The 25,546-nt window shown below is 61.7% G+C and carries 21 protein-coding genes and 1 pseudogene; 21 read left to right on the top strand and 1 reads right to left on the bottom strand.

The annotated features are described in order from the left end of the window. Nucleotides 1-2 precede the first annotated feature (2 nt). The 21 genes and pseudogenes from F7R06_RS29000 to F7R06_RS28895 all read left to right on the top strand — a co-directional run bounded on the left by F7R06_RS29000 (nt 3) and on the right by F7R06_RS28895 (nt 19,921). The gene (locus F7R06_RS29000) at nt 3-326 is read left to right on the top strand and encodes a helix-turn-helix domain-containing transcriptional regulator (RefSeq protein WP_090328658.1); all 324 of its coding nucleotides are present in this window, start codon (nt 3-5) and stop codon (nt 324-326) included. 119 nt (nt 327-445) lie between these two features. After that, nucleotides 446-844 carry a DUF2946 domain-containing protein gene (locus F7R06_RS28995; protein WP_090328656.1) on the top strand — a complete coding sequence of 133 codons (399 nt, stop codon included), beginning with the start codon at nt 446-448 and terminating at the stop codon, nt 842-844. Nucleotides 845-892: 48 nt separating this feature from the next. Then, nucleotides 893-1,372, top strand: coding sequence for a copper chaperone PCu(A)C (locus F7R06_RS28990; RefSeq protein WP_090328654.1), 480 nt, complete (start codon nt 893-895; stop codon nt 1,370-1,372). Between the two features lie 21 nt (nt 1,373-1,393). Beyond that, nucleotides 1,394-1,780 (top strand): annotated as a pseudogene (locus F7R06_RS28985) (DUF2946 domain-containing protein); the annotation flags it as partial. 180 nt (nt 1,781-1,960) lie between these two features. Further along, nucleotides 1,961-4,078 carry a TonB-dependent copper receptor gene (locus tag F7R06_RS28980; RefSeq protein ID WP_090328650.1) on the top strand — a complete coding sequence of 706 codons (2,118 nt, stop codon included), beginning with the start codon at nt 1,961-1,963 and terminating at the stop codon, nt 4,076-4,078. 108 nt (nt 4,079-4,186) lie between these two features. Next, the gene (locus F7R06_RS28975; RefSeq protein WP_090328649.1) at nt 4,187-5,566 is read left to right on the top strand and encodes a PepSY-associated TM helix domain-containing protein; all 1,380 of its coding nucleotides are present in this window, start codon (nt 4,187-4,189) and stop codon (nt 5,564-5,566) included. 179 nt (nt 5,567-5,745) lie between these two features. Continuing rightward, complete coding sequence (locus F7R06_RS28970; RefSeq protein ID WP_090328646.1) at nt 5,746-6,534, top strand: ABC transporter ATP-binding protein; 789 nt, start codon at nt 5,746-5,748, stop codon at nt 6,532-6,534. Then, complete coding sequence (locus tag F7R06_RS28965; protein WP_090328644.1) at nt 6,531-7,490, top strand: ABC transporter substrate-binding protein; 960 nt, start codon at nt 6,531-6,533, stop codon at nt 7,488-7,490. Before F7R06_RS28970 ends, F7R06_RS28965 begins: the two co-directional genes overlap by 4 nt. Further along, a complete protein-coding gene (locus F7R06_RS28960) occupies nt 7,487-8,497 on the top strand; it encodes a FecCD family ABC transporter permease (protein WP_090328642.1) in 1,011 nt (336 codons plus the stop codon). Before F7R06_RS28965 ends, F7R06_RS28960 begins: the two co-directional genes overlap by 4 nt. Nucleotides 8,498-8,699: 202 nt before the next feature. Beyond that, nucleotides 8,700-9,965: an urea ABC transporter substrate-binding protein gene (gene urtA / locus F7R06_RS28955; protein WP_090328640.1), complete on the top strand. Its 1,266-nt coding sequence runs from the start codon at nt 8,700-8,702 to the stop codon at nt 9,963-9,965. A 155-nt stretch (nt 9,966-10,120) separates the two neighbouring features. Beyond that, nucleotides 10,121-11,623: an urea ABC transporter permease subunit UrtB gene (urtB, locus tag F7R06_RS28950; protein WP_090328638.1), complete on the top strand. Its 1,503-nt coding sequence runs from the start codon at nt 10,121-10,123 to the stop codon at nt 11,621-11,623. Beyond that, the gene (urtC, locus tag F7R06_RS28945; RefSeq protein ID WP_090328636.1) at nt 11,623-12,702 is read left to right on the top strand and encodes an urea ABC transporter permease subunit UrtC; all 1,080 of its coding nucleotides are present in this window, start codon (nt 11,623-11,625) and stop codon (nt 12,700-12,702) included. The genes urtB and urtC overlap by 1 nt, the downstream gene beginning before the upstream one ends. Next, a complete protein-coding gene (gene urtD / locus F7R06_RS28940) occupies nt 12,699-13,568 on the top strand; it encodes an urea ABC transporter ATP-binding protein UrtD (protein WP_090328634.1) in 870 nt (289 codons plus the stop codon). Before urtC ends, urtD begins: the two co-directional genes overlap by 4 nt. A gap of 133 nt (nt 13,569-13,701) precedes the next feature. Next, nucleotides 13,702-14,400 carry an urea ABC transporter ATP-binding subunit UrtE gene (gene urtE / locus F7R06_RS28930; protein ID WP_008031204.1) on the top strand — a complete coding sequence of 233 codons (699 nt, stop codon included), beginning with the start codon at nt 13,702-13,704 and terminating at the stop codon, nt 14,398-14,400. Between the two features lie 30 nt (nt 14,401-14,430). Continuing rightward, nucleotides 14,431-15,267: an urease accessory protein UreD gene (locus F7R06_RS28925; protein WP_090328632.1), complete on the top strand. Its 837-nt coding sequence runs from the start codon at nt 14,431-14,433 to the stop codon at nt 15,265-15,267. A gap of 122 nt (nt 15,268-15,389) precedes the next feature. Then, complete coding sequence (gene ureA, locus F7R06_RS28920) at nt 15,390-15,692, top strand: urease subunit gamma (protein WP_007937143.1); 303 nt, start codon at nt 15,390-15,392, stop codon at nt 15,690-15,692. A gap of 9 nt (nt 15,693-15,701) precedes the next feature. Next, nucleotides 15,702-16,235 (top strand): GNAT family N-acetyltransferase, encoded by a 534-nt coding sequence (locus F7R06_RS28915; RefSeq protein ID WP_090328630.1) that lies wholly within the window; start codon nt 15,702-15,704, stop codon nt 16,233-16,235. Between the two features lie 6 nt (nt 16,236-16,241). After that, nucleotides 16,242-16,775, top strand: coding sequence for a GNAT family N-acetyltransferase (locus F7R06_RS28910; RefSeq protein WP_090328628.1), 534 nt, complete (start codon nt 16,242-16,244; stop codon nt 16,773-16,775). Continuing rightward, the gene (locus F7R06_RS28905) at nt 16,775-17,083 is read left to right on the top strand and encodes an urease subunit beta (protein ID WP_090328626.1); all 309 of its coding nucleotides are present in this window, start codon (nt 16,775-16,777) and stop codon (nt 17,081-17,083) included. The genes F7R06_RS28910 and F7R06_RS28905 overlap by 1 nt, the downstream gene beginning before the upstream one ends. Nucleotides 17,084-17,267: 184 nt before the next feature. Then, a complete protein-coding gene (gene ureC / locus F7R06_RS28900; RefSeq protein WP_090328624.1) occupies nt 17,268-18,968 on the top strand; it encodes an urease subunit alpha in 1,701 nt (566 codons plus the stop codon). A 593-nt stretch (nt 18,969-19,561) separates the two neighbouring features. Further along, nucleotides 19,562-19,921 carry a DUF6124 family protein gene (locus F7R06_RS28895; RefSeq protein ID WP_090328622.1) on the top strand — a complete coding sequence of 120 codons (360 nt, stop codon included), beginning with the start codon at nt 19,562-19,564 and terminating at the stop codon, nt 19,919-19,921. A 141-nt stretch (nt 19,922-20,062) separates the two neighbouring features. Here the strand turns inward: F7R06_RS28895 and F7R06_RS28890 are convergent, their stop codons facing one another. After that, nucleotides 20,063-25,204, bottom strand: coding sequence for an NEL-type E3 ubiquitin ligase domain-containing protein (locus F7R06_RS28890; RefSeq protein ID WP_343287519.1), 5,142 nt, complete (start codon nt 25,202-25,204; stop codon nt 20,063-20,065). Nucleotides 25,205-25,546 lie beyond the last annotated feature (342 nt).

The following is a 25,546-nucleotide window of genomic DNA, read 5'->3' as shown; positions in this document are numbered from 1 at the left end:
TCATGGCGTTTACCCGAAGCTACAAACACACGATCGCCGAGCGTGCCCAGCGTGATCCCGAGTTCGCCCAAGCATTGTTGGATGAGGCTGCTACCCTGTTTCTCAATGGCGAACCTGAAATGGCCAGGATCATTCTGCGCGACCTCGTTAACGCCACTGTTGGTTTCGAAGAACTGGCCAAGGGAACAGCGAAGCCCAGCAAAAGTCTCCATCGGATGCTATCTGCCAAAGGCAATCCGAGCATGGACAACCTGGCTGCGATATTCGCGGTCATTCGCGCTACGCTTGGGGTAGATATGCAAGTACATGCGGTTCGTGCGCACTGACAGCATAAGAAACAAGTAACTTTCGCTGCGACACCACACCGCACGCAGCCTTTTTACTTATCGGCCCTGATCAGGCTAAATAGCCCGCGCCTGATCGCCCACCCAACCGGATTTGTCCCATGTCCCGACAACGGCTCGCAATTGCCTGGATAGCCTGCTTCGCAGTGCTGTTCAACATGCTTGCCATGCCGATGTCCGCAGCGATGGCGCAGGCGGCCAAGGCGCCTGCCGAACAAGCGTTGTGGGGCAGCTTCTGTTCGTCCAGCGGCACCAAAATGGTGGCGATCTCTCTGGGCAAGATTGAGCAGAAGGCGCCGCAAGGCGACGAACACTCCAATATGCAGCATTGCTGGTGCTGCTCCGGTTCCGCGCCGCTGGTGGCGCTGCCCGGGCATGAACCGCAGCTGTATTTCGCCAGTTTCGAATCCAATCGGAGCTTGCCTCTCTCTTCCCTCAACACCCCGACGCCGCGCCAGCAATGGCCAAGCCTCAACCCCCGCGCATCCCCTCTGGTGTGATTCCTTCTCGCAATTGAACTGCGTTTCGAATCGTTCCGGAGAACTGCCATGTTGAACAAACTCATCGTTCTGGCCGCTTTACTGCTGCCTGCCTGCTTTGCCAATGCCCACGAATACAAGGTTGGCGAATTGGAAATCGCTCACCCCTGGTCGCAGGAATTGCCACCCAACGCACCGACCGTTGCGGCGTACTTCGTGATTCACAACGAAGGCAAAACCGCAGACCGTCTGCTCAGCGCCGATACCCCCATTGCAGGCGAAGCTCAACTGCATGAGCACGTGATGCAAAACGACGTGATGAAAATGCAGCACGTACCCAGCGTGGAAATCCCCGCTGGCGGCGAGGTCACGTTTGCGCCGATGGCCTATCACGTGATGCTGCTGAACCTGAAAGACCGCAGCCTGCTCACTGACGGCAAACGCTTTCCGATGACCCTGCACTTCGAGAAGGCCGGTGACGTGAAGGTCGACGTCGCGGTGCAGAAGCAGGCGCCGGATGGCATGCAAGCACACGCGCATACCCCGTAATCGCCTGAGCTGAAAACGCCCATGCGCCTGCTTAGCGCCAGGCCATCCAGACCACGTCGTCAGCCATTGAGCCTGACACGTGGCAGCTGGATCAGCCTGTTCGCCATGTTGATGATTTTCATCGGCCCGCTGATTTCTCAGTCGATGCCGATGGATTCGCGCGCGGCCATGTCAATGAGCATGTCCATGGACATGTCGATGGACATGAGCATGGATATGTCGGCAATGGAGCATGCCGACCACGGTGCGCAATCCGCTGCCGAGCACTGCCCGCCGCAAGCCGGGCATCATGTCCTCTGGGAAAAATGCGGCTATTGCAGCCTGCTGTTCAACTGCCCGGCGCTCACCGTTGGCGTGTCATTCGCCGCATTCGACACCCCGCCCGTCAATACTTTCACCACACCTTCCCCACGCCTGGGCCATGCCCGGCAAACCGTCTTCCCCGGCGCCCGCACCCGCGCCCCGCCCGTCGTCGCGTAAACACCCACCACTGATTTCACACGGTCCGCCAGACAACCGAAGCTCGGTCCCACAGGGATTGCGCAGGCTGTCGGCCGTGTCGTTTACGACTGTTCGATGGAAATTGTCATGTCCAGGTTTTCTGCTGACTCACGCTTGAGCCCTGCCCAGGCTTCTTTTGCCCTGAACGAATCCAGCATTCGTTTCAGGCACGCCACCGCCATCCTATGCGGCGCCCTTCTGGCGCCGGTAGCACTGGCCGATGAACACGCAGGTCTTGGCGAAGAACTGAGCCCGACGGTCATCACCGCCGTTGCGCCAAGTTCCCCGCTGACCGTCGTCACCAACCCCAAGGACCCGCGCCAACCGGTGCCGGCCAGTGACGGTGCCGACTACCTGAAAACCATCCCGGGATTCGCCATGGTGCGCAATGGCGGCACCAACGGCGACCCGGTCCTGCGCGGCATGTTCGGCTCACGACTGAACATCCTCACCGACGGCGGCATGATGCTAGGCGCCTGCCCTGGCCGGATGGATGCGCCCACCTCGTACATTTCACCGCAAACCTACGACAAGCTGACCGTCATCAAAGGCCCGCAAACCGTGCTCTGGGGGCCTGGCGCGTCGGCCGGCACCATCCTGTTCGACCGCGAGCCGGAAAGCTTCGGCGAACTCGGTACCCGGGTGAATGCCAGTGTGCTGGCCGGTTCCAACGGCCGGTTCGACAAGCTGGTGGACGCCGCTGCTGGCGGGGCACTGGGGTACGTGCGAGTCATCGGCAACACCGCGCACTCCGATGATTATCAGGACGGCAACAACGACACCGTCGCGTCGCGCTACGACAAATGGAATGGCGACGTCGCGGTCGGCTGGACCCCGGACGCCGACACCCTGCTGGAACTGACCGCCGGCAAGGGCGACGGCGAGGCCCGTTACGCCGGGCGCGGCATGGACGGTTCGCAGTTCAGGCGCGAAAGCCTCGGCCTGCGCTTCGAGAAGTCGAACATCAGCGATGTGCTGGAAAAGCTCGAAGCGCAGGTCTACTACAACTACGCCGACCACGTGATGGACAACTACACCCTGCGCACGCCGTCCGGCACCGGCATGATGGCCGGTCCCATGGCATCCAATGTCGACCGTCGCACCCTCGGCGCCCGCATCAAGGCCACCTGGCACTGGGCCGACGTGCAGTTGATCAGCGGCATCGACGCACAGACCAGCGAACACCGCGAACGCAGCGCCATGGGCGTCGACACCTACCAGGACCTGCCCTACACCAAGGACGCCGCCTTCCATAATTACGGGGTGTTCGGTGAGCTGACCTGGTATGCCGCCGAGCGTGACCGCTTGATCAGCGGCGCACGCCTGGACCGTGCCTCGGCCAAGGATTACCGGCAGACCATCGGTTCGGGAATGATGACCCTGCCCAACCCGACGGCCAACGACACCCGCGCCGACACATTGCCCAGCGGCTTCATTCGCTATGAACACGACCTGGCGGACAGTCCGACCACGCTGTACGCGGGCCTGGGGCACACCCAGCGTTTCCCGGATTACTGGGAGCTGTTTTCGCCAGACTCCGGTCCTGCCGGTTCGGTGAATGCCTTCGACTCGATCAAACCGGAGAAAACCACCCAGCTCGACGTCGGCCTGCAATACAGGACCGAAGAGCTCGAAGCCTGGGTCTCTGGCTATGTCGGCCAGGTGCGCGATTACATCCTGTTCGACTACACGCCCGGCATGATGGGCACCACCTCGCAAGCCGAGAACATCGACGCGCGAATCATGGGCGGTGAATTGGGCGCAGCCTACCAGCTCACCGAGCACTGGAAAGCCGATGCGACCCTGGCCTACGCCTGGGGCAAGAACAGCAGCGATGGCAATGCGTTGCCGCAGATGCCGCCGCTGGATGCACGTTTCGGCCTGACTTACAGCCAGGACAATTGGAGCGCCGGGGCACTGTGGAGAGTGGTCGCCGCGCAAAACCGCATCGACCAGAACAAAGGCAACGTCGTCGGCAAGGACTTCGACAAGACCCCGGGATTCGGCGTGTTCTCGCTCAATGGCGCCTACCGGATCAACCAGCACTGGAAGGTCAGCAGCGGCGTCGACAACCTGTTTGGCAAGGCCTATGCCGAACACTTGAACCTGGCTGGCAACGCCGGTTTCGGCTACCCGGCCAATGACCCGCAAGCCATCAAGGAGCCGGGGCGAACGCTCTGGACCCGAGTGGACATGAGTTTCTAACCCTCGAGGGCAACCCGCTCCCTCTGTGGGAGCGAGCTTGCCCGCGATCGGTTGCACAGCAACCGCACCAGACAACTAAAAAGATCCAAGCCAAGCGGAGCACACACGATGAAACAGCCCAAAGTGAATTTCTACAACCTGGCCTGGCGCTGGCATTTCTATGCCGGCCTGTTCGTTGCCCCCTTCATGGTGATGCTGGCCCTGACCGGCACCATTTACCTGTTCAAGCCGCAACTCGATTCATTGATGTACAGCAGCCTGATCAATGTCCCCGCCGGCCATCACACGGTCCCGGCCGATGACCTGCTCAAGCGCGTCAAAGATGCGTATCCACAGGGCACCATCAAGCAGTACCTGCCACCGGTCAACGCCGAACGCAGCGCTCAGTTTGTCGTGCTCAATGGCGGCAATGAACTGAATGTATTCGTCGACCCGTACCACGGCGACATCCTTGGCGAGCAAGATGCCAAGAAGAACCTGCAAGCCATCGCCCGAGCGATTCACGGCGAGCTGATGATCGGCACCGTGGGTGATCGACTCATCGAACTGGCGGCCGGTTGGGGCGTGGTGCTGGTGGTGTCCGGCGTGTTCCTGTGGTGGCCGCGCGGCCAGGCGGCGGGGATTTTGTGGCCACGCCTGAACAGTCGCGGACGGGTGCTGTGGCGTGACCTGCATGCCGTCACCGGGTTCTGGGGCGCTTCGTTGTTGCTGGTGATGCTGCTCAGCGGCATGACCTGGACAGGGTTCTGGGGCAAGCAATACGCTGAAGTGTGGAACGTGTTCCCGGCCGCGATGTGGGATGACGTACCCAAGTCCGACGTTGAGGCACGCAGCCTCAACAGCGCCACGCGCCAGACCGTGCCTTGGGCCATGGAAAATACGCCGATGCCGATGTCCGGCGACCATGCCGAACACATGGCCCACGGCGGCACACAAGCCGGCCCTGCGGCGCCGACCATCAGCCTGCAAGACGTGCAGGACATCGCCGTACAACGCGAGGTCGAACCCGGTTACAGCATCGCCTTGCCAACCACCGCCACGGGCGTGTTCACCATCGCCGTGTTCGCCGATGACCCGCGCAATGACGCCACCCTGCATGTCGATCAGTACAGTGGCAAAGTCCTCGCCGACGTGCGCTTCGAACAGTACGGCGCCGTCGCCCGCGCCACGGAAATCGGCGTGATGCTGCACGAAGGCAAGATGTTCGGGGTGTTCAATCAGATCGTCGTACTGCTGATCTGCCTGATGATCCTGCTCAGCGCCGCCAGCGGCGTGGTGATCTGGTGGAAGCGTCGCCCGCAAGGCAAGTTCGGCGTGCCGCCACTGCGTCACGACCTGCCGAAATGGAAAACCGCGATGGTCATCATGTTCGCATTGGCCGTGGCGTTTCCGTTGGTGGGTGCATCGCTGGTGGTGGTCTGGGTGCTGGATCGCGCGCTGTTTTCGCGCCTGGGCCGGCAAACTGAATCGGCCTCATCTTCATCTTGAGACAGGCGAGATGCGCGGGGTTGTCAGCACTGTAGACTGCCCCGCGCATCACCCTGCCAGTTCCGGGTTTTCTTTCGGGCCCCTTCGCTGGCAAGCCAGCTCCCACAGAATTTGCACAACACCTGTGGGAGCTGGCTTGCCAGCGAAGAGGCCATCAGCTTCACCTCAAGAGTAGCGGCATGACCTCGCTTCACCTCAACAACATCACCTGGTCCCCCCTGGGCCACGGCCACTGTCATCACCAGTTCCAGCTGCGTGATGCCTCGCTGCACGTGGCCGCCGGTGAATTCGTCGGTTTGATCGGCCCCAACGGCAGCGGCAAGACCAGCCTGTTGCGTTGCGCCTGGCGCTTCAGCAAACCGCAAAGCGGCGAAGTCAGACTCGAGCATCACAACGTATGGAAACAGTCGTCACGCTGGTGCGCGCAACGCATCGCCGTGGTCCTGCAAGAATTCCCCGAGGCCTTCGGCCTGACCGTGGACGAAGTGGTCGCCATGGGCCGCACGCCCCACAAAGGCCTGTTCGATGGCGACTCCCTCGAAGACCGACACCTCGTCACCCAGACCCTGGAATCGGTCGGCCTCAAGGGTTTCGAGGATCATGCCTTTTCCACTCTCTCCGGCGGTGAAAAACAACGGGTGATCCTCGCCCGAGCCCTGGCCCAGCAACCGCAGTTGCTGATCCTCGACGAGCCGACCAACCACCTCGACCCGCGCTATCAGCTGGAGCTGTTGAGGTTGGTCAAGCGTCTGCAGATCGGCACCCTGGCCAGCATCCACGACCTCAATCTGGCCGCCGCATTTTGCGATCGGCTGTACGTGATCAATCACGGCCGCATCGTCGCCAGCGGCACGCCCAAAGACGTCCTCAACGCCGCGCTGTTGCGTAACGTGTTCGGCGTCGACGCGCTGATCGATGAGCACCCCTTGCACGGCTACCCACGAATAACCTGGATAACCCAACCATGATTTTGCGCTCCCTGCTGCGCTGCACTTTCACCCTCGCTCTACTGCTGGGCAGCGCCCACGCCTTGGCCGAGGCCACGCAGTACCCGTTGACCATTCAGAGCTGCAGCCGTGAGGTGACGTTCCAGCAGGCGCCGAAACACGCAGTCAGTCATGACATCAACATGACCCAAATGATGCTCGCCCTCGGCCTCAAGCCACAGATGGCCGGGTACAGCGGTGTGACCGGCTGGAAGGCGGTGACGCCTGAGATGCAGACCCTTCTTGATGGCTTGCCGGAACTGGCGGCCAAGTACCCGTCGGTGGAAACCCTGCTCAATGCCAACGTCGATTTCTTCTTCGCTGGCTGGGATTACGGCATGCGCGTGGGTGGTGACCTCACGCCGCAAACCCTGCAGCCTTTGGGCATCAATGTCTATGAGCTGACCGAGTCCTGTGCCTTCGTGATGAAGCGCCCGCCGGCCACGCTGGAAGACACTTACAACGACCTGCGCAACCTCGGCAAAATCTTCGATGTGCAGGATCGCGCCAACGCCTTGATCGGCGCCATGCAAACGCGAGTCGCCGAGATCCGCAAGGGTCTGCCCGCCGAAAAACCGCGGGTGTTCCTGTACGACAGCGGTGAAGACCGGGCCATGACCTCGGGCCGCCTCGGTATGCCGCAAGCCCTGATCGACGCCGCTGGCGGACGAAACGTGCTCGACGATGTCGAGGCAAGCTGGACGAGGGTCAACTGGGAAACCGTGGTCGAGCGCAATCCACAGGTGATCGTGATCGTCGACTACAGCGAAATCACCGCCGATCAGAAGATCCGTTTTTTGCTCAACAACAAAGCCCTGCAATCAGTGGACGCGATCAAGCACCGGCGCTTCATCGTCATTCCCTACGTACAGGCCACGCCGGGGATCGACAACGTGCTCGCGGTCGCCACCCTGGCCAAGGGCTTGCACCGCGAATGATCAAACGTCGCTACCCCTGGTTGCTGATCGCGCTCGGCGCGCTGTTGCTGATGTCGGCTGTGATGTCACTGGGTTTCGGGCCGGCGCGGGTGCCGCTGGACGTCGTCTGGCGGATTCTGCTGCACAAGCTCTGCGGCCTCGGCCTACCGGACTGGAGCACCGGGCAGGAACACATTGTCTGGCTGATCCGCGTACCGCGGATGTTGCTCGGCGCGCTGGTCGGTGCCGGATTGGCATTGATCGGCGCGGTGCTGCAAGCGGTGACGCGCAATCCGCTGGCCGACCCGCATTTGCTGGGCGTGACCTCCGGTGCAACCTTGGGCGCGGTGATCGTGGTGTTGCATGTGGGTGAAATCGTCGGCCTGCTGACGTTGCCCATCGCGGCGTTTATCGGCGCCTTGTTGAGCATGCTGTTGGTGCTGATGATCGCCAACCGCCAGGGTCGGCTGGACAGTGATCGCCTGCTGCTGTGTGGCGTGGCGGTGTCGTTCGTGATGATGGCGATGGCCAATTTGCTGCTGTTCATGGGCGATCACCGCGCCAGTTCGGCGGTGATGTTCTGGATGCTCGGCGGGCTCGGATTGGCGCGCTGGGAATTGCTCGCGGTGCCGGCTGCCAGCGTTTTGCTGGGGTTGCTGTTGCTGCTCGGCATGGCCCGGCCGTTGAACGCGCTGATGGCCGGTGAACAAACCGCCGTGACGCTGGGGCTGAATGCGCGAACGGTGCGGTTGCGGGTGTTCGTGATCGCCTCGCTGATGACTGGCGTGCTGGTGTCCATCAGCGGTTCCATCGGCTTTGTCGGGCTGATGGTGCCGCACATTGGGCGGCGACTGGTCGGGGCCGAACATCGACGGTTGCTGCCGGTATGCGTACTGCTGGGCAGCGTATTTCTGGTGTGGGTCGATGTTGCTGCGCGGACACTGATCGCCCCCGAAGACTTGCCCATCGGCGTTGCCACCGCAGCGATTGGCGGCTTGTTCTTCATCGGTTTGATGCGTCGTCGCTGACCACACGGCTACGCCCCAATCTGGCGCACCCTGCGCACCAAGGTGCCCGACACGATCCTTCATGGTGCGCCATCAACCCGCGCAACCGCTCTAAACCGACATTTCCCTGCCTTTTCCCGACCGGGCACAGCCCTTGCTAAAGACCCTTCAGTAGTCCGCATCTGCCAACCAAGAAAATTCATAAGTTCATGGAGATCGCACAATGAAGCGTCGTAGCTTGATCAAGGCTTTCACACTCTCGGCATCGATTGCCGCGATGGGCATGACCTGGACCGTCCAGGCCGCCGAGACCATCAAGGTGGGCATTTTGCATTCGTTGTCCGGGACCATGGCGATCTCCGAAACATCGCTCAAGGACATGGCGCTGATGACCATCGACGAGATCAACGCCAAGGGTGGCGTGAACGGCAAGATGCTGGAGCCGGTGGTGGTGGACCCGGCATCGAACTGGCCGCTGTTCGCCGAGAAAGGCCGTCAGTTGCTGACCCAGGACAAGGTCGCCGTGGTGTTCGGTTGCTGGACGTCCGTATCGCGCAAATCGGTATTGCCGGTGTTCGAGGAACTCAACGGCCTGCTGTTCTACCCGGTGCAGTACGAAGGCGAAGAGATGTCGCCGAACGTGTTCTACACCGGCGCCGCGCCGAACCAGCAGGCGATCCCGGCCGTGGAATACCTGATGAGCGAAGAAGGTGGCAGCGCCAAGCGTTACTTCCTGCTCGGCACCGACTACGTCTACCCACGCACCACCAACAAAATCCTGCGCTCGTTCCTGCATTCCAAAGGCGTGGCGGACAAAGACATCGAAGAGGTCTACACCCCGTTCGGTCACAGCGATTACCAGACCATCGTCGCCAACATCAAGAAATTCTCCGCCGGTGGCAAGACCGCCGTTATCTCGACCGTCAACGGCGACTCCAACGTGCCGTTCTATAAAGAACTGGCCAACCAGGGCCTCAAAGCCACCGACGTACCGGTCGTGGCGTTCTCGGTGGGCGAAGAAGAACTGCGCGGCATCGACACCAAGCCGTTGGTGGGCAACCTCGCGGCGTGGAACTACTTCGAGTCGGTGGAGAACCCGGTGAACAAAAAGTTCGTCGATGACTGGAAAGCCTACGCCAAGAAACACAACCTGCCGGGCGCGGACAAAGCGGTGACCAACGACCCGATGGAAGCCACTTATGTCGGCATCCACATGTGGGCCCAGGCCGCTGAAAAAGCCAAGTCGACCGACGTCGACAAAGTCCGCGAAGCCCTCGCCGGCCAGACGTTCGCCGCGCCGTCCGGCTACACCCTGACCATGGACAAGACCAATCATCACCTGCACAAGCCGGTGATGATCGGCGAGATCCAGGCCGATGGTCAGTTCAACGTGGTCTGGCAGACCGAAGGACCGATCCGCGCCCAACCGTGGAGCCCGTTCATTCCGGGCAACGACAAGAAGCCGGAGTATGCGGTGAAGAGCAACTAAGTCATTGGAGGTCGGGCCCGGCATGCAGGTCCGACACAAAACCCTGTGGGAGCTGGCTTGCCTGCGATGCAGACGACTCGATGTACCTGATGCACCGAGGTGACGCCATCGCTGGCAAGCCAGCTCCCACATTGTCCGCGTCAAGGCGACTCTCTATGCCCACCGCCCTTTACCGCTTCATCCTCGCCATCGCACTCTTGCTGCCCATGGCCACCCACGCCGGCGACGCCGAAGACTTCGTCGCCGCCAATCCCGTGCAGCAGGCCAAACTGCTGGAAGCCTGGGCCGCGCAGCCCGATCCGGCCCGCATCGAACTGATCAACGCCCTGCAACAAGGTGAATTGACTATCGATGGCCAGCCGAAAACCCTGCGCCTGAACAACCGCCTGCGGGGCCTGATCGACACCGCGCTGGCCAGCCATCAACTGCTAGCCGCCGACGCCAGACTCCGTCTGGCCGCCGCGCAGCAATTGCAAAAAAGCGCCAAACCCGCGCAACTGAAATTCCTCGACCAACAACTGGCCGGCGAAAAGGACGAGACCGTTCACGCTGCCCTCAGCCTGGCCCTGGCCAATCTGCAACTGGTCGACAGCGACCCGGCCGTGCGCCTCGCCGCAGTGCGACTGCTGGGCGAAACCGGCGATCCGCTGGCCCGCACCCGCCTCGAAAGCTTGCTGGAACCGGGCGTCGAAAACGATGCCAACGTGCGCACCGCCGCCGAAACCAGCCTGGCTCAAGTCAAACGCAAACTGCTGGTCGGCGAGTTGCTCGGCCAGGCCTTCAGTGGCATGTCACTGGGCTCGATCCTGCTGTTGGCCGCGCTGGGCCTGGCGATCACTTTCGGCCTGCTCGGCGTGATCAACATGGCCCACGGCGAGATGCTGATGCTCGGGGCGTACTCGACCTACGTGGTGCAGTTGATGTTCCAGCGTTTCGCCCCGCAGGCCATCGAGTTCTATCCGCTGATCGCCTTGCCGGTGGCGTTTTTCGTCACGGCGGCCATTGGCATGGCCCTGGAGCGCACGGTGATTCGTCACCTCTATGGCCGCCCACTGGAAACACTGCTCGCCACCTGGGGCATCAGCCTGATGCTGATTCAGCTGGTGCGATTGCTGTTCGGCGCGCAGAACGTCGAAGTGGCCAACCCGGCCTGGCTGTCGGGCGGGATTCAAGTGCTGCCCAATCTGGTGCTGCCGTACAACCGCATCGTCATCATCGCCTTCGCGCTGTTTGTGGTGGTGCTGACCTGGCTGCTGCTGAACAAGACCCGCCTGGGCCTGAACGTGCGCGCCGTCACCCAGAACCGCAACATGGCCGCCTGCTGCGGCGTGCCCACCGGGCGCGTGGACATGCTCGCCTTCGGCCTCGGTTCGGGCATCGCCGGCCTCGGTGGCGTGGCCCTGAGCCAGATCGGCAACGTTGGCCCGGACCTCGGCCAGAGCTACATCATCGACTCGTTCCTGGTGGTGGTGCTCGGCGGCGTCGGGCAACTGGCCGGTAGCGTGCTGGCGGCGTTTGGCTTAGGCATCGCCAACAAGATTCTCGAACCGCAGATCGGTGCCGTGCTCGGCAAGATCCTCATCCTCGCGTTGATCATTCTGTTCATCCAGAAACGTCCGCAAGGCCTCTTCGCACTCAAAGGACGGGTGATCGACTGATGAACCAGCCCCTGCTCGTTACTGCGACACAAAAAGCCGGCCCGACCGTCACGATTGCCGTGGGTGCGGTGATCTTGACTCTGCTGCTGGCATTGCCACTGCTGTCGCTGTTGTCTGCCGACAGCGCCTTTCACGTCTCGGCCTACACGCTGACCCTGGTGGGCAAGATCCTCTGCTACGCCATCGTCGCCCTGGCGCTGGATCTGGTCTGGGGTTACGCCGGGTTGCTGTCCCTCGGCCATGGCTTGTTCTTCGCCCTGGGCGGTTATGCGATGGGCATGTACCTGATGCGCCAGGCTTCGGGCGATGGCCTGCCGGCGTTCATGACCTTCCTGTCATGGACCGAACTGCCCTGGTTCTGGACCGGCACCAGCAGCTTTCTCTGGACCCTGTGCCTGGTGGTGCTGGCGCCGGGGCTACTGGCGCTGGTGTTCGGTTTCTTCGCCTTCCGCTCGCGGATCAAAGGCGTGTATTTCTCGATCATGACCCAGGCCCTGACCTTCGCCGGCATGCTGTTGTTCTTCCGCAATGAAACCGGGTTTGGCGGCAACAACGGCTTCACCAACTTCCGCACGATCCTCGGCTTCGGCATCACCGAACCGGGCACCCGCGCCGTGCTGTTTTTCGCCACGGTGCTGTTGCTGGTAGCCAGCCTGTTCATTGGCTGGCGCCTGGCGCAAAGCAAGTTCGGCCGGGTGCTGACCGCACTGCGCGATGCGGAAAACCGCCTGATGTTCTGCGGCTACGATCCACGGGGCTTCAAACTGTTCGTGTGGGTGCTCAGCGCGGTGTTGTGTGGCCTGGCCGGTGCGCTGTACGTGCCGCAGGTCGGCATCATCAACCCCAGTGAAATGTCGCCGACCAACTCCATCGAAGCGGCGGTCTGGGTAGCGTTGGGCGGTCGCGGCACGCTGATCGGCCCGCTGCTCGGTGCCGGCGTGGTCAACGGCATGAAGAGCTGGTTCACCGTGGCGTTCCCTGAGTACTGGCTGTTCTTCCTCGGCGCGCTGTTCATCGTCGTGACCCTGTACCTGCCCAAGGGCGTGATCGGTTTGCTGAAGAAAAGAGGTGAACAATGAGAGTCACTGCGACGGCTGAATTCATGCTCGAGCCAGCCTTTTTCCCCGTGGAGCCCAACAAGGACGCCGGCACCAGCCGCGACTCGATCGGCCTCGGCCAGCGCGCCGGCAAAGGCCTCAATACCCGGCACGGCACCATCCTGACCCTGGAAGACATCAGCGTCAGCTTCGATGGCTTCCGCGCACTGAACAACCTGAACCTGTACATCGGCGTCGGCGAGTTGCGCTGCATCATCGGCCCCAACGGCGCGGGCAAGACCACGCTGATGGACGTGATCACCGGCAAGACCCGTCCCAGCCACGGTAAGGCCTGGTTCGGCGAAACCCTGGACCTGACGCAGATGAGCGAAGTGCAGATCGCCCAGGCCGGCATTGGTCGCAAGTTCCAGAAGCCCACGGTGTTCGAGGCACTGAGCGTGTTCGAGAACCTGGAACTGGCGCAGAAAACCGACAAGTCGGTATGGGCCAGCCTGCGCGCGCGGCTCAATGGCGAGCAAAAGGATCGCATCGCCGAAGTGCTCGACACCATCCGCCTGACCACGTCGGTCAATCGCCCCGCCGGTTTGCTCTCTCACGGCCAGAAGCAGTTCCTGGAAATCGGCATGTTGCTGATGCAGGACCCGCAACTGCTGCTGCTCGACGAGCCGGTGGCGGGCATGACCGACGCCGAAACCGAATTCACCGCCGAGCTGTTCAAGCGCCTGGCCGGCAAGCATTCGCTGATGGTGGTGGAACACGACATGGGCTTCGTCGGCTCGATTGCCGATCACGTCACCGTGTTGCATCAGGGCAGCGTGCTGGCCGAAGGCTCACTGGAGCAGGTGCAGGATAACGAGCGGGTGATCGAGGTGTATCTCGGTCGCTGATGGCTGAACACCTATTTAACTGTGGGAGCGAGCCTGCTCGCGATAACGGTGTGTCAGGCAACAGGTTTTTTATCATATAGACCGCCATCGCGAGCAGGCTCGCTCCCACAAGGGATTCAAGGGGTATTTGAGAATGCTGCAAGTCGACAAGCTGCACCAGTACTACGGCGGAAGCCACATCCTGCGCGGCCTGACGTTTGACGTGAAGGTCGGCGAGGTCACCTGCCTGCTCGGGCGTAACGGCGTGGGCAAGACCACCCTGCTCAAATGCCTGATGGGCCTGCTGCCGGCCAAAGAGGGCGCGGTGAATTGGGAGGGCAAGCCGATCACCACATTCAAGCCGCATCAACGGGTGCATGCCGGCATCGCCTACGTGCCCCAGGGCCGGGAAATTTTCGGGCGCCTGACCGTGGAAGAAAACCTGCTGATGGGTCTCTCGCGCTTTCCCGGCTCCGAAGCCAAAGAAGTGCCAGCGTTCATCTACGAGTTGTTCCCGGTGCTGCTGCAAATGAAGCAGCGACGCGGCGGTGATCTGTCCGGCGGGCAACAGCAGCAGCTCGCGATCGGCCGGGCCCTGGCCAGCCGCCCACGCCTGTTGATTCTCGACGAGCCCACCGAAGGCATCCAGCCATCGGTGATCAAGGAAATCGGTGCAGTGATCAAGAAGCTCGCGGCCCGCGGCGACATGGCGATTTTGCTGGTGGAACAGTTCTACGACTTCGCCGCCGAACTGGCCGATCAATACCTGGTGATGTCGCGGGGCGAGATCGTGCAACAGGGTCGTGGTGAAAATATGGAAGCCGAGGGTGTACGCGGTCTGGTTACGATCTAATCTGTAGCGTCCTAACGATAATTAAAAAACATGAATCTACCTGCCTCTCTTTTGTTCACGCCCAGTTGGCACGCCGAGCTCGAATTGGCCTACGCCCGGTTCGGCGATACCTCGCGCCCGGTGCTGCGCCGCCACAAGGGCCCGCTGCGTGTACAAAAACATTTGTATGCCGAAGGGCCTGAAGTCTGCCAACACATCATCGTCCACCCGCCCGGTGGAATCGCCGGCGGTGATCGGCTGGAGATTTCGGCCAGCGTCGAACGCGACGCCTGGGCGCAGATCACCAGTCCCGGCGCGGCCAAGTGGTATCGCGCCGCCGGCCCCGCTTATCAGCAATTGACATTGCGGGTGGCGGCCGGTGCGACACTGGAATGGTTGCCCCAGGAAACGATCATCTTCAGTGCGGCGCAGGCTGAGCTCAGCACCGCCATCGACCTTGAAGGCGATGCGCGGCTGTTCTACTGGGACGTCGTGGCCCTGGGTCGCCCGGCCAGCGGCGAACGTTTCGACCTCGGGCACTTTCAGGCGCAACTGGATATCCGCCGCGACGGCCAGTTGCTCTGGCACGAACGCCAGCGCATTGTCGGGGCTGATGGTTTGCTCGACTCACCGATTGGCCTGGACGGGCAACCGGTGTTCGCCACCCTGTTGGTGACCGGGGAAATCGAGAGTGACTTGCTGGAACGCTGCCGCTCGCTGCCCCATCCCGTGCGCGGGGATCTGACGCAATTGCCGGGGCTGTTGGTCGCCCGGTGCCTGGCCAGCGAGGCGCTGCTGGCCCGTGGCTGGCTGATTGATGTGTGGAGGTTGCTGCGCCCGGCACTGCTTGGCCGCGAAGCCATGCCACCGCGAATCTGGAACACCTGAACACCGATCCCTGTGGGAGCTTTTTCCGGCCTTGAGGTCCCCATCGCTGGCAAGCCAGCTCCCACAGGGGTCGTGTTGATGTACCCGAATACCTTTTTAATCTGCCCTGATGGATTGCACCAATGGACCTGACCCCACGCGAAAAAGACAAGCTACTGATCTTCACCGCCGGCCTGGTGGCCGAGCGGCGTTTGGCCCGCGGCGTAAAACTCAATTACCCGGAGGCCATGGCCTACATCTCCGCCGCGCTGCTCGAAGGTGCCCGCGATGGCCAGACCGTGGCCGAGTTGATGCACTACGGCACCACCCTGCTCAGCCGTGAGCAAGTGATGGAAGGCATCCCGGAAATGATCCCGGAGATCCAGGTCGAAGCGACCTTCCCCGACGGCACCAAACTGGTCACCGTCCATCAACCGATCGCCTGAGACCACGCCATGACTTACCACATCCGCGATGCGGTACATGCCGACCTGCCGGCCATCCGCGATATCTACAACGACGCCGTGCTCAACACCACGGCCATCTGGAACGAACAGGCCGTGGACCTGGGCAATCGCCAGGCCTGGTTCAGCGCCCGGCAATCCCAGGCCTACCCGATCCTGGTGATCGTCAACGCCGAAAACCACGTGCTGGGCTACGCTTCATTCGGCGACTGGCGGCCTTTTGATGGCTTCCGTCACACCGTCGAACACTCGGTTTACGTACGCAGCGACCAGCGCGGCAATGGCCTCGGTCCACGGTTGATGGAGGTACTGATCGAACGCGCCAGGGAATGCGGCAAACACGTGATGGTCGCCGCCATCGAAAGCGGCAACGCCGCGTCCATTCGCCTGCATGAGCGCACCGGCTTCGTGGTCACCGGGCAAATGCCTCAGGTGGGCACCAAATTCGGTCGCTGGCTGGACCTGACCTTTATGCAACTGACCCTCAATCCTGGCGCGCAACCACCGAGCGCCAACAAGGAGTGATACCCGATGAACCCCGCCCAACTGCGACGCGTCAATGTTGAAAGCTTTGCGCACTATCGTCAGGGTTTGATTGATCTGCTGCTCGACGCCGTGGGCTATGGCGCCAGTGTCGGTTTCATGGCCGACCTGGACGCGACTCAGGCCCGTGCGTACTTCGATGAGGTTCAGGAAAATCTGAACAAGGGCCATGTGCTGCTGTGGGTGGTGGTCAAGGACGAACAAGTACAGGCCAGCGTGCAACTGACCCTGTGCCAGAAAGCCAACGGCCTGAACCGTGCCGAGGTGCAAAAGCTGCTGGTGCGCGAACACGCGCGGCGCCGGGGGCTGGGCCAACAATTGATGAACGCTCTGGAGCAAGCGGCCCTGCAGCACAAGCGCGGCCTGCTCTACCTCGATACCGAAGCCGGCTCTGTGGCGGAAGATTTCTACAAGGCCCTGGGCTACACCCGCGCCGGCGAAATCCCCGACTACGCCTGCGACCCGAGCGGGCGCTACAAGCCCACCGCCCTCTACTACAAGATTCTCCAAGGAGCCCATTGATGATTCCCGGTGAATACCAGATCCAGCCCGGCGACATCGAACTCAACGCTGGCCGTCGCACCCTGAGCCTGACCGTGGCCAACAGCGGCGACCGGCCGATCCAGGTCGGCTCGCACTACCACTTTTTCGAAACCAACGACGCCCTGACCTTCGACCGCACCGCCAGTCGTGGCATGCGCCTGAACATTCCCGCCGGCACCGCCGTGCGCTTCGAGCCGGGGCAGAGCCGGGAAGTCGAGCTGGTCGACCTGGCCGGGCATCGGCGGGTGTTCGGCTTTGCCGGGCGGATCATGGGGAATCTCGACTGACAGGTTCACCTGTGGCGAGGGAGCTTGCTCCCGCTCGAGTGCGCAGCGCTCGCCAAGCCAAACAATTCAGTGTGCCTGACGAAACCCGATTGACGGCTTCAGGGCTGCTGCGCAGCCCAGCGGGAGCAAGCTCCCTCGCCACAATGGATCGCAGGTTGCCACTCATCATTTACAAGGCAAACGAATGAAAATCTCCCGTCAGGCCTACGCCGACATGTTCGGCCCCACCGTCGGCGACAAGGTGCGCCTGGCCGACACCGACCTGTGGATCGAAGTGGAAAAAGACTTCACCACCTACGGCGAAGAAGTGAAGTTCGGCGGCGGCAAAGTGATCCGCGATGGCCAGGGCCAGAGCCAGCTGCTCGCCGCCGACGTCGTCGACACCCTGATCACCAACGCGCTGATCATCGACCACTGGGGCATCGTCAAGGCCGACGTCGGCCTCAAGGACGGGCGCATCGCCGCGATCGGCAAGGCCGGCAACCCCGATGTCCAGCCCGATGTCACCATCGCCATTGGCGCCGGTACCGAAGTCATCGCCGGCGAAGGCATGATCCTCACCGCCGGCGGCATCGACACCCACATTCATTTCATCTGCCCGCAGCAGATCGAAGAAGCGCTGATGAGCGGCGTCACCACCATGATCGGCGGCGGCACCGGGCCGGCCACCGGCACCAACGCTACTACTTGCACTTCCGGCCCGTGGCATCTGGCGCGGATGCTTCAAGCCGCCGATGCCTTCCCGATGAACATCGGCCTGACCGGCAAAGGCAACGCCAGCCTGCCGGGGCCGTTGATCGAGCAGGTCAAGGCCGGCGCCATCGGCCTCAAGCTGCACGAGGATTGGGGCACCACGCCCGCGAGCATCGACAACTGCCTGAGCGTTGCCGACCAGTACGATGTGCAGGTGGCGATCCACACCGACACCCTCAACGAATCCGGCTTCGTCGAAACCACCCTCGCCGCCTTCAAGGGCCGCACCATCCACACCTACCACACCGAAGGCGCGGGCGGCGGCCACGCCCCGGATATCATCAAGGCCTGCGGCTTTGCCAACGTACTGCCGAGTTCCACCAACCCGACCCGGCCGTTCACCGGCAACACCATCGACGAACACCTCGACATGCTGATGGTCTGCCATCACCTGGACCCGAGCATTGCCGAAGACGTGGCCTTCGCCGAAAGCCGCATCCGCCGCGAGACGATTGCCGCCGAAGACATCCTCCACGACCTGGGTGCATTCTCGATGATCAGCTCCGACAGTCAGGCCATGGGCCGGGTTGGCGAAGTCATCACCCGCACCTGGCAAACCGCCGACAAGATGAAAAAACAGCGCGGCCCGCTGCCCGGCGACGGTGAAGGCAACGACAACTTCCGCGCCAAGCGCTACATCGCCAAATACACCATCAACCCGGCGATCACCCACGGCATCAGCCATGAAGTGGGCTCGGTGGAAGTCGGGAAATGGGCCGATCTGGTGCTCTGGCGTCCGGCGTTCTTCGGGGTCAAACCGACGTTGATCCTCAAGGGCGGTGCCATCGCGGCCAGCCTGATGGGTGATGCCAACGCCTCGATTCCGACGCCGCAACCGGTGCACTACCGCCCGATGTTCGCAAGCTTTGGCGGCTCGCTGCACGCCACCAGCATGACCTTCATCAGCCAGGCCGCACAGGCCGCCGGCCTGCCCGAAGCCCTGGGCCTGAAGAAAAAAATAGCCGTGGTCAAAGGCTGTCGCCAGGTGCAGAAAACCGACCTGATCCACAACGACTACCTGCCGAACATCGACGTCGACCCGCAGACCTATCAGGTCAAGGCCGACGGCGTGTTGTTGTGGTGTGAACCGGCGGATGTGTTGCCGATGGCGCAGCGGTATTTCCTGTTCTGAAGGTGAGCGGCTCGCCCAATAAAAACCCGAGGGTGGGTGACCGCCATCGGGTTTTCTTTTTCTGCCGGACGCGTCAGCCGGCCCGGCTTTGCTGCCGGGCGATGATTGCGGCAATGGCGCTGATGGACAGCAGGTCTTCCGAGGCATTGGCAAGGGAGGCAGCTGCGCGCAGGTTAGCAGACCGATGAGCCAAGAAATCGGCGCGCCGAAGCGCCCTGCGCACAGCCACCATCAAGTGCAGGGATGGGATACCTGACTGACAGAGGCAGTGTGCGTCTTGACATCAACGGGCTGCTAAACCCGACCACTGATGGGCAGTGGCCGCAAAACAATAGAGACCCGCACCAAGGCGCACAAGCCGGCGGATTCTGGCGCAACTGTAGGCAACGGCACAAGCTTTTGTAGCCCGAATGAAGGCATGCTGACAGCGCTTAAACAAACCCTTCGAGCACCGTTTAACCGACGAAAAAGAAACGTTTAGAAACGATGAAAACTCTTGAAAAATCGAGGACGCATCCGACGTCTTTTTAGGGTTGGCCGTCGGAAGTCAGAGGGGTAGCGTGGCCACTCCAGACCTTTCACGGAGACTCACCATGCCCAATGCCACCGACACACCCGCTGGATCAGCACCTCAAAACAACGATGCGCACCTCTGCACGCCGGCAAGAAAGCTACACCCCGCCGTCGACCGCGCATTGGACTATTACCTCAAACCCGACATCCCGGTGACGGCCGCCACGCGTACGCCCCGCACCATTTTTGTCGTTGCACCGGACGTCGACAACGAAACGCTGTTGGCCCATGCCTGCGAGTCATTGGCGTCGGCGAGTGTGATGGCGAGTGAATTTGCCGGGATGCTGGACGGCGCGAACCGCAACGCCATGCTGGCGCTTCAGCAAGTGATCATGCTCAGTGAGCTGGCGGTGAATCGGGTACTGGATAATCGAGCGTGAACCCGAAAAAGCGCTGTCCGTTCAGAACGAACACAGTATCTGTGGCGAGGGAGCTTGTCGGATCGCCGCCCGGAGCAGGCTCGCTCGCCACAGGTTACTGATTGCTCGTTCTACCTCTTGAATGAACGTTCTGGTTCGCGGTTATTGAGCGGGCTCAATCTCAAGCCGCGGTAATCGGGCACGTTCGATCGCTTGTTGAGTGATCGATTTCAACGTTTGCCGGATCTGCCGGTCGATGTCGGTCAACGCCTTGGAGTAGTCCTCATCGCTCATGACCTGCCCCTCGCTGAAGGCGTTTTCGTCGCGGTTCAACTCGCGACAAAGCGCTTTGATCTCCACGTCCAGGTCCGCCCTGGCGGCCGGCTCCACGGCCTCGAACCGACGTTGCAGCGCATCCAGCAACTCCGTGGTCGCGTCGATCTGTCGCTTCAAACTGTCCAGTTCACCACCGCTGGAAGACTCCAGCCAGGTTTTCCACAGGGGCTGTTCAAGGATTCGATCCGTGAGCAAGTCACCCTCCTCCAGCGCCACGATTCGCCGGAACGCCGCGTCGATCATCTCCTTGGTCACACCGGCGATCTTGCGGAACTGCATGCCCCGGGCCTGCCACGGCAAATCCAGGCGCTGGGCCAGATCCGTCATGTACGCCAGGTGCACTTCCACTTCATCGATAGTGCCCGTGACATTGCCCTGGTCGTCGAGTCGCCGGAACCGCTCCCCAGCGGCCAGTCGTGACGCCACCCGTTGGCGGGCGATGGCGCCGAGCTCGTCGAGCCGCGACTTGCCCTGGGCCAACTCCAGCAGCCGAGTTTCGATCAGGTCCGCGCTGCCCAGGGCGTAGGCCTCATGAATCAGCACCTGCAGGCCCATGGCATTGAACAGTTGCGTGCCACCGTCCACACACTCGGTGGGTGTTGCGGCCTCGTTGAACAGTTTGACCCGCAGTTCGCTGTCCTTGGCCATGGCTTCGAGCATGCGCCAGACCTTGGCGGTCAGGTCCGTCTTGTAGGCGTCGCCCGCCGTGAAGTCGGCCGATTGAGTGAGTTTGCGGATTTCATTGAAGAACGGCACCGAGTCGAACTCATCCTCGACCTCGTTCCAGAATTCCTGTTTTTCCTGCCATTGCCGTTCGGTCATGCCCATCCACCAGTCGGCGCTGTCGAGCGTGCCGCGCGGCGGGTACGGTCGGTCAGGGTCCATGCCCACCGACTCGATGTAGGACTTGAGGGTGGCGAGGTTATCCGGCGAAATCCAGCGCGGCTCACGGCTGATCAAGGTGCGCGCCAGCAGTTCGGCGCGAAACGAACCGGGTGCGACCTCTGGAATTCGGGTGATCGGGTTGTGTCGCAGGTCGAGGTAAATACTGCGCGGCCGCGACTGGGAAAACAGTCCGACGGGCCAACTGTCCAGGCCTGTTTCATTGAGCAAGATGACCTGCAATTGCGGCATCCGACTGATGTTTGGCGTGAGCTTCAACGGGTTGCCCCGCAAGCCCAGCGACCTTAGATGAACCAGCCTTTTCAGGCGATCCACCGCCAGTGCATCCAGTTCGATACGATTTTCATTGAAGGACAGATCGGTGAGATGACTCATCTCGCTGATGGCCTCGGGAACGGCGGTCAGCAGGTTGTCTTGCAGGTTGAGATAACGCACCCGACGAAACGAGGCGAGAAACCCCAAATGCTCGTTGCGCAACTCGCCGCTGCGCAGGCTCAGGCTGGTGACGTGATCGAAGTTGGCCTCCAGTTTCGGCAGCGTCTCAAGGATCCTACGGATCAAAGGAAAGTCGTCGAGCTGCAGCCATTGCGGGCGCACCGCCCCCGTCACTTGCACGCCCTCGGGTCCGGTGCGCTGCCAGCATTGCCGGATCGCCTTGTAGAAACGCTCGCGGGCGCGCATTTCGGCAATCCCTGACGGCGTGAAACGGAAGGACGCCGTTGGTGAATTCATCCAGTTTTGCATCGTCCGGTTCAACCGATCGAACTCGGCCTCCAGCGCGGACAGGCGATCATGGGGCGAACCACCGTTCTGAGTGAACTCGGTCAACAGTGTTTCGATTTCGTCCTGGCTAAAGCCCGGGTACAACGAGCGAGCCCGGCGCCGCAATCCCATACCGCGCGGAACCTGCGCATAACCCGGCATGCCACCGCGCAAGCGCATGACGCTCGGGTCGTAGGACGGTTTGAGCAGCGGGTTGTCCCGCAGGATCGGCTCCAACATGGCTCGATCCAAAGGCTGTGCCTTCACCGCGCGCTCAAGCCCTGCCGCGTCATGGATTTCATAACCCAGGGCGATGCGCTGTGGGTCGGGTAAAGCGTGCAATACGGCGGCATAAAGCGAGTCCGCACCGTGCAGGTGTTGATTGAGTGCGTCCCGTGCTTCATATCGGCCATCCTCCCCCCGGATCAGCACTTTGCGGATCGGCGCGTCCTCCGGGCCGAGACTGTCGTGCAACCGCCCTGAAAATGAATAGTCCCGAATCTCCAGGCGCAGGTCCGCAGGCCAGCCAGGCAGGGCCGCCAGGGAGTGCAGCTCAAGGCGCTCGGTGTCGGTGTTGTGCAGTTCGTCGAGGTACAGGCCCTCATAGGCGCGCGCCACTCGCAACTGGTGCGCCGCTTCTCCAGCCTGTTGGGACAACCTCAAGGGCACGCGTTTTTTCTCGGCCAGGTGTTTCAGGTCCGAGGGGTCGGCATGATCCAGCAGCGCTTGCGCCACGCTGGTCGACAGCGACGACTCGTCGCCCTTGAGCAAGCTCACACGGGCATCGTCTACACGCTCCCGGCGCTCGTACAGTTTGTCGAACAGACGCTTTTTACTGCCCCGCGCCTGATCGGCCAGGCGATCGCGCAAGGCCTTGGTGCGCGCCTTTGCATCCCCGGCAAACCACTGCCCGAGCATTTCGCGAAGGGCCTGTTCGTCCACGAACCCGACCACCCGTTCCGGCAGCGCACCACCCAGCAAATCCTGCCAGGTCATCTGCAAGGTTTCGGCCGGCAACGCATCGGCATAGCCCTCCTTGATCACCGCCCCCGACAGGCCCGGCCCCTCGAACACTTCGATGGCCTTGCCCTCGGGCCAGCCCGGCAGTTCAGTCATGAAGCGCACGGCATAATCGGCCCAATCCTGACCGATTCGACCGGCCAGTATCTGGTCTGCGCACGCTTCGGCTTCGGCGTACGCCTTGAAGCGCTTGAGGGTATCGGTCAGCAGGGCCGGTGCGGCTTCGTGTTCCACGTGCAGCCGGCGCAATGCATTTTCGTGAACGCCACTGACGGTCAGAATCTGCTCCAGGGTTTGATCCGTGAAACCATCCACCGAGGCGCCCAAACGTTTGAGCAATTGACGCCGATCCCATTCCAGCGGCTGATCGAGCTCAGTCTTCCACAGGTCCGCGCCGTTATGCTCCAGCAAGGGCTGATAGGCGTTGGCGCGGGTGGGGTGTTGCAGGCGAGGCTGGCCCGTGTTCGGGTCCTGTTTGACTTCGTAGCATTTGTCATCGATGCGCAGCAGGTCCTGCTCCTGATGCCGGTACAAGCCCTTTTCACCGACGACGGCCTCCTTGGGCAAGGTGACCGACTGTTCATACGGCGTCAGGTCCGGATTCCACAACCGCGGCTTGCCCGCGACCTCCACGGGCTTGAGCCCTTCGACGAAGGGCGAGACCTTGATCGGCGTCAGCTGGCCGGCTGGCACCCCATGACCGGCGCCCATCAGCGCCAGCTGCGCAAAGTTGATTAGTACGCCATTGAAGTAGGCAGTGGCCTCTTCCTTGTCACCTTTGCTCCAGTCTTCGATACCCTCGGCCACTTCGGCGAGCATCTGCGCAATCATGATGCCCAGCATCGCTTCGCCCAGACCCGGCACCAGCATCGCGGCAAAGTTGAAGAGGTTCCAGCCGATGTCCAGGTAACTGGTCAGGCGCTTGAAGCGGGCGTTGGCGTCCTCGTCGTCGGTGGGCACCGCGATGCGTCGGGCATCGGCGATGGCCTTGTCGCGGCGTTCAATGAACAGGGTCGCCCACAGATCGCCTGTGATCTGGTTGGTGATGGGTTCTGCATCGGGATTCTCGACCGCCGTTTCACGCCACCACGGCCCCATGTCCAGTGGTTCGCGTTGCTGCCAGGTAACCGTTTTGAGGCGTTCGTTGACCCGGCTGAAAAAAAGCCCCTTGTCCTTTTGCGCCACGAACCGGCTGAAAAAGGCCTGGTATTGCGAGTCGCGCAGCTGTCCGATCAGGGTTTTCATGAACGCGGTCAGGGACGGGTATTCCCTCAGTGGATGTTCCGGATCATCCGGTACATAGGCGATCAAGGGGCCGGACAAACGGCTCTGATGGTAGATGTCGTCCCGGCGCAACAGCTCATCGTTGAGCCCCTGGGGACCATTGGCGAAAAACGCCTGCAGCAGCTTGAACCGCTCGTACTCCGAGCCTGGCAGTACCGGGATGCGCTGCGACCACTCGCTCCAGAACTTCACTGAGTCAGGAGTCAAGGCGTCGATCGCCTGCTTGATCTGCGACGGATCGCTGATGGCGCTGAACAGCACGATGCCCGTCAACCGAAAGCCCATCAACGACAATCGATGGCAGTGCAACGGCCGGTCGTACAGCGTGGCATCGGCCTGGCTCTGGTGCAGTTGCCCGAGCTGGCCGTAAGCATGGTCGCTGATATCGCCCTTCAATCGGGCGATCAGTGACGCCACCTGAAACGTGGCTTTTTCACTGGCCACCGATTCGTCCTGCAAGGCGCGCCGGGCTTCGGGTGTCGCAGGCAGCAGGATGGATTTGATGTGCCGCTGGTACTGCCCGCCAATGTCGAGGCGGCGGCACATCGATGCAAACCCGGGCAAGGAGACCCCAGGCTCAAGCGCAAGTGCGCCGCGCTCGTCCTTGCGATAGATACCCGAGCTGCTGCGCCAGGCGTCTTCAGCGGTTTCCGATTTCTCGAAGTTGTGCAGCGCCGCCTCCAGCAACGTGGACTGCCGCACGCGACTGGCCCCGGTATCAATGACGAAGGCAATTTTGCTGGGCACTTCAAGCTGTGCGCTCAAGGCGTCGATGTTCTCCACGCCATTGAAGTTCGCCTGCATCGACGCACTGAGCAGAGGTTCGGCGAAGGCCTTGATGTCGTGCCGCAAATCGCCCAGGGACTTGTCCAGCACGCCTTGCACGCGTGCCTGTTCTTCGATCAGTTCTTTCAAGTATTGGCGGTCTATTTCCCGTGCAGCGCTATACCACTCGGGGGTCTCTGGTCTCAGTGTTTCAAGGCTTTTCAGTCTCGACATCGAGGCCTTTTTGATTGCGCCGGGTATGACGTCGAGTACACGACTGTAATGAACCCCATTATTTTGCGCGGGCGTTGCCCGCAAGTTGCTTCCATGCAAATCAGACACTGTTCAATCACCTTGATGACAGGATAGGAAGCCACAGGTTTATTCACCGGCGCCTGAAAAAAAAGAGCAAATTCCTGTTGGGCCAACCCTCTGAAAAGGTGCGCATAGTTCGAAAATCAAAGAGCCATCGATAGGTATGTACCGCCACAAATGCTTCTGGTCATGCCGTCGCACCAGCGGTCGTATTTTTCCCGTCAAAGAGACTACTATTCGAATCGCTGACCTCGATTCATG

Origin of the sequence: Pseudomonas moorei, from assembly GCF_008801475.1 — a bacterium.
GTDB lineage: Bacteria > Pseudomonadota > Gammaproteobacteria > Pseudomonadales > Pseudomonadaceae > Aquipseudomonas > Aquipseudomonas moorei.
Note: the sequence above shows the minus strand (reverse complement) of the source record. Positions and strands in the feature narration are given on the sequence as shown.

Bases quoted from the DNA above. Each gene is read 5' to 3' on its own strand.
- F7R06_RS29000 (WP_090328658.1), top strand. From the start codon at position 3: ATGGCGTTTACCCGAAGCTACAAACACACGATCGCCGAGCGTGCCCAG.
- F7R06_RS28995 (WP_090328656.1), top strand. From the start codon at position 446: ATGTCCCGACAACGGCTCGCAATTGCCTGGATAGCCTGCTTCGCAGTG.
- F7R06_RS28990 (WP_090328654.1), top strand. From the start codon at position 893: ATGTTGAACAAACTCATCGTTCTGGCCGCTTTACTGCTGCCTGCCTGC.
- F7R06_RS28980 (WP_090328650.1), top strand. From the start codon at position 1,961: ATGTCCAGGTTTTCTGCTGACTCACGCTTGAGCCCTGCCCAGGCTTCT.
- F7R06_RS28975 (WP_090328649.1), top strand. From the start codon at position 4,187: ATGAAACAGCCCAAAGTGAATTTCTACAACCTGGCCTGGCGCTGGCAT.
- F7R06_RS28970 (WP_090328646.1), top strand. From the start codon at position 5,746: ATGACCTCGCTTCACCTCAACAACATCACCTGGTCCCCCCTGGGCCAC.
- F7R06_RS28965 (WP_090328644.1), top strand. From the start codon at position 6,531: ATGATTTTGCGCTCCCTGCTGCGCTGCACTTTCACCCTCGCTCTACTG.
- F7R06_RS28960 (WP_090328642.1), top strand. From the start codon at position 7,487: ATGATCAAACGTCGCTACCCCTGGTTGCTGATCGCGCTCGGCGCGCTG.
- urtA (WP_090328640.1), top strand. From the start codon at position 8,700: ATGAAGCGTCGTAGCTTGATCAAGGCTTTCACACTCTCGGCATCGATT.
- urtB (WP_090328638.1), top strand. From the start codon at position 10,121: ATGCCCACCGCCCTTTACCGCTTCATCCTCGCCATCGCACTCTTGCTG.
- urtC (WP_090328636.1), top strand. From the start codon at position 11,623: ATGAACCAGCCCCTGCTCGTTACTGCGACACAAAAAGCCGGCCCGACC.
- urtD (WP_090328634.1), top strand. From the start codon at position 12,699: ATGAGAGTCACTGCGACGGCTGAATTCATGCTCGAGCCAGCCTTTTTC.
- urtE (WP_008031204.1), top strand. From the start codon at position 13,702: ATGCTGCAAGTCGACAAGCTGCACCAGTACTACGGCGGAAGCCACATC.
- F7R06_RS28925 (WP_090328632.1), top strand. From the start codon at position 14,431: ATGAATCTACCTGCCTCTCTTTTGTTCACGCCCAGTTGGCACGCCGAG.
- ureA (WP_007937143.1), top strand. From the start codon at position 15,390: ATGGACCTGACCCCACGCGAAAAAGACAAGCTACTGATCTTCACCGCC.
- F7R06_RS28915 (WP_090328630.1), top strand. From the start codon at position 15,702: ATGACTTACCACATCCGCGATGCGGTACATGCCGACCTGCCGGCCATC.
- F7R06_RS28910 (WP_090328628.1), top strand. From the start codon at position 16,242: ATGAACCCCGCCCAACTGCGACGCGTCAATGTTGAAAGCTTTGCGCAC.
- F7R06_RS28905 (WP_090328626.1), top strand. From the start codon at position 16,775: ATGATTCCCGGTGAATACCAGATCCAGCCCGGCGACATCGAACTCAAC.
- ureC (WP_090328624.1), top strand. From the start codon at position 17,268: ATGAAAATCTCCCGTCAGGCCTACGCCGACATGTTCGGCCCCACCGTC.
- F7R06_RS28895 (WP_090328622.1), top strand. From the start codon at position 19,562: ATGCCCAATGCCACCGACACACCCGCTGGATCAGCACCTCAAAACAAC.
- F7R06_RS28890 (WP_343287519.1), bottom strand. From the start codon at position 25,204: ATGTCGAGACTGAAAAGCCTTGAAACACTGAGACCAGAGACCCCCGAG.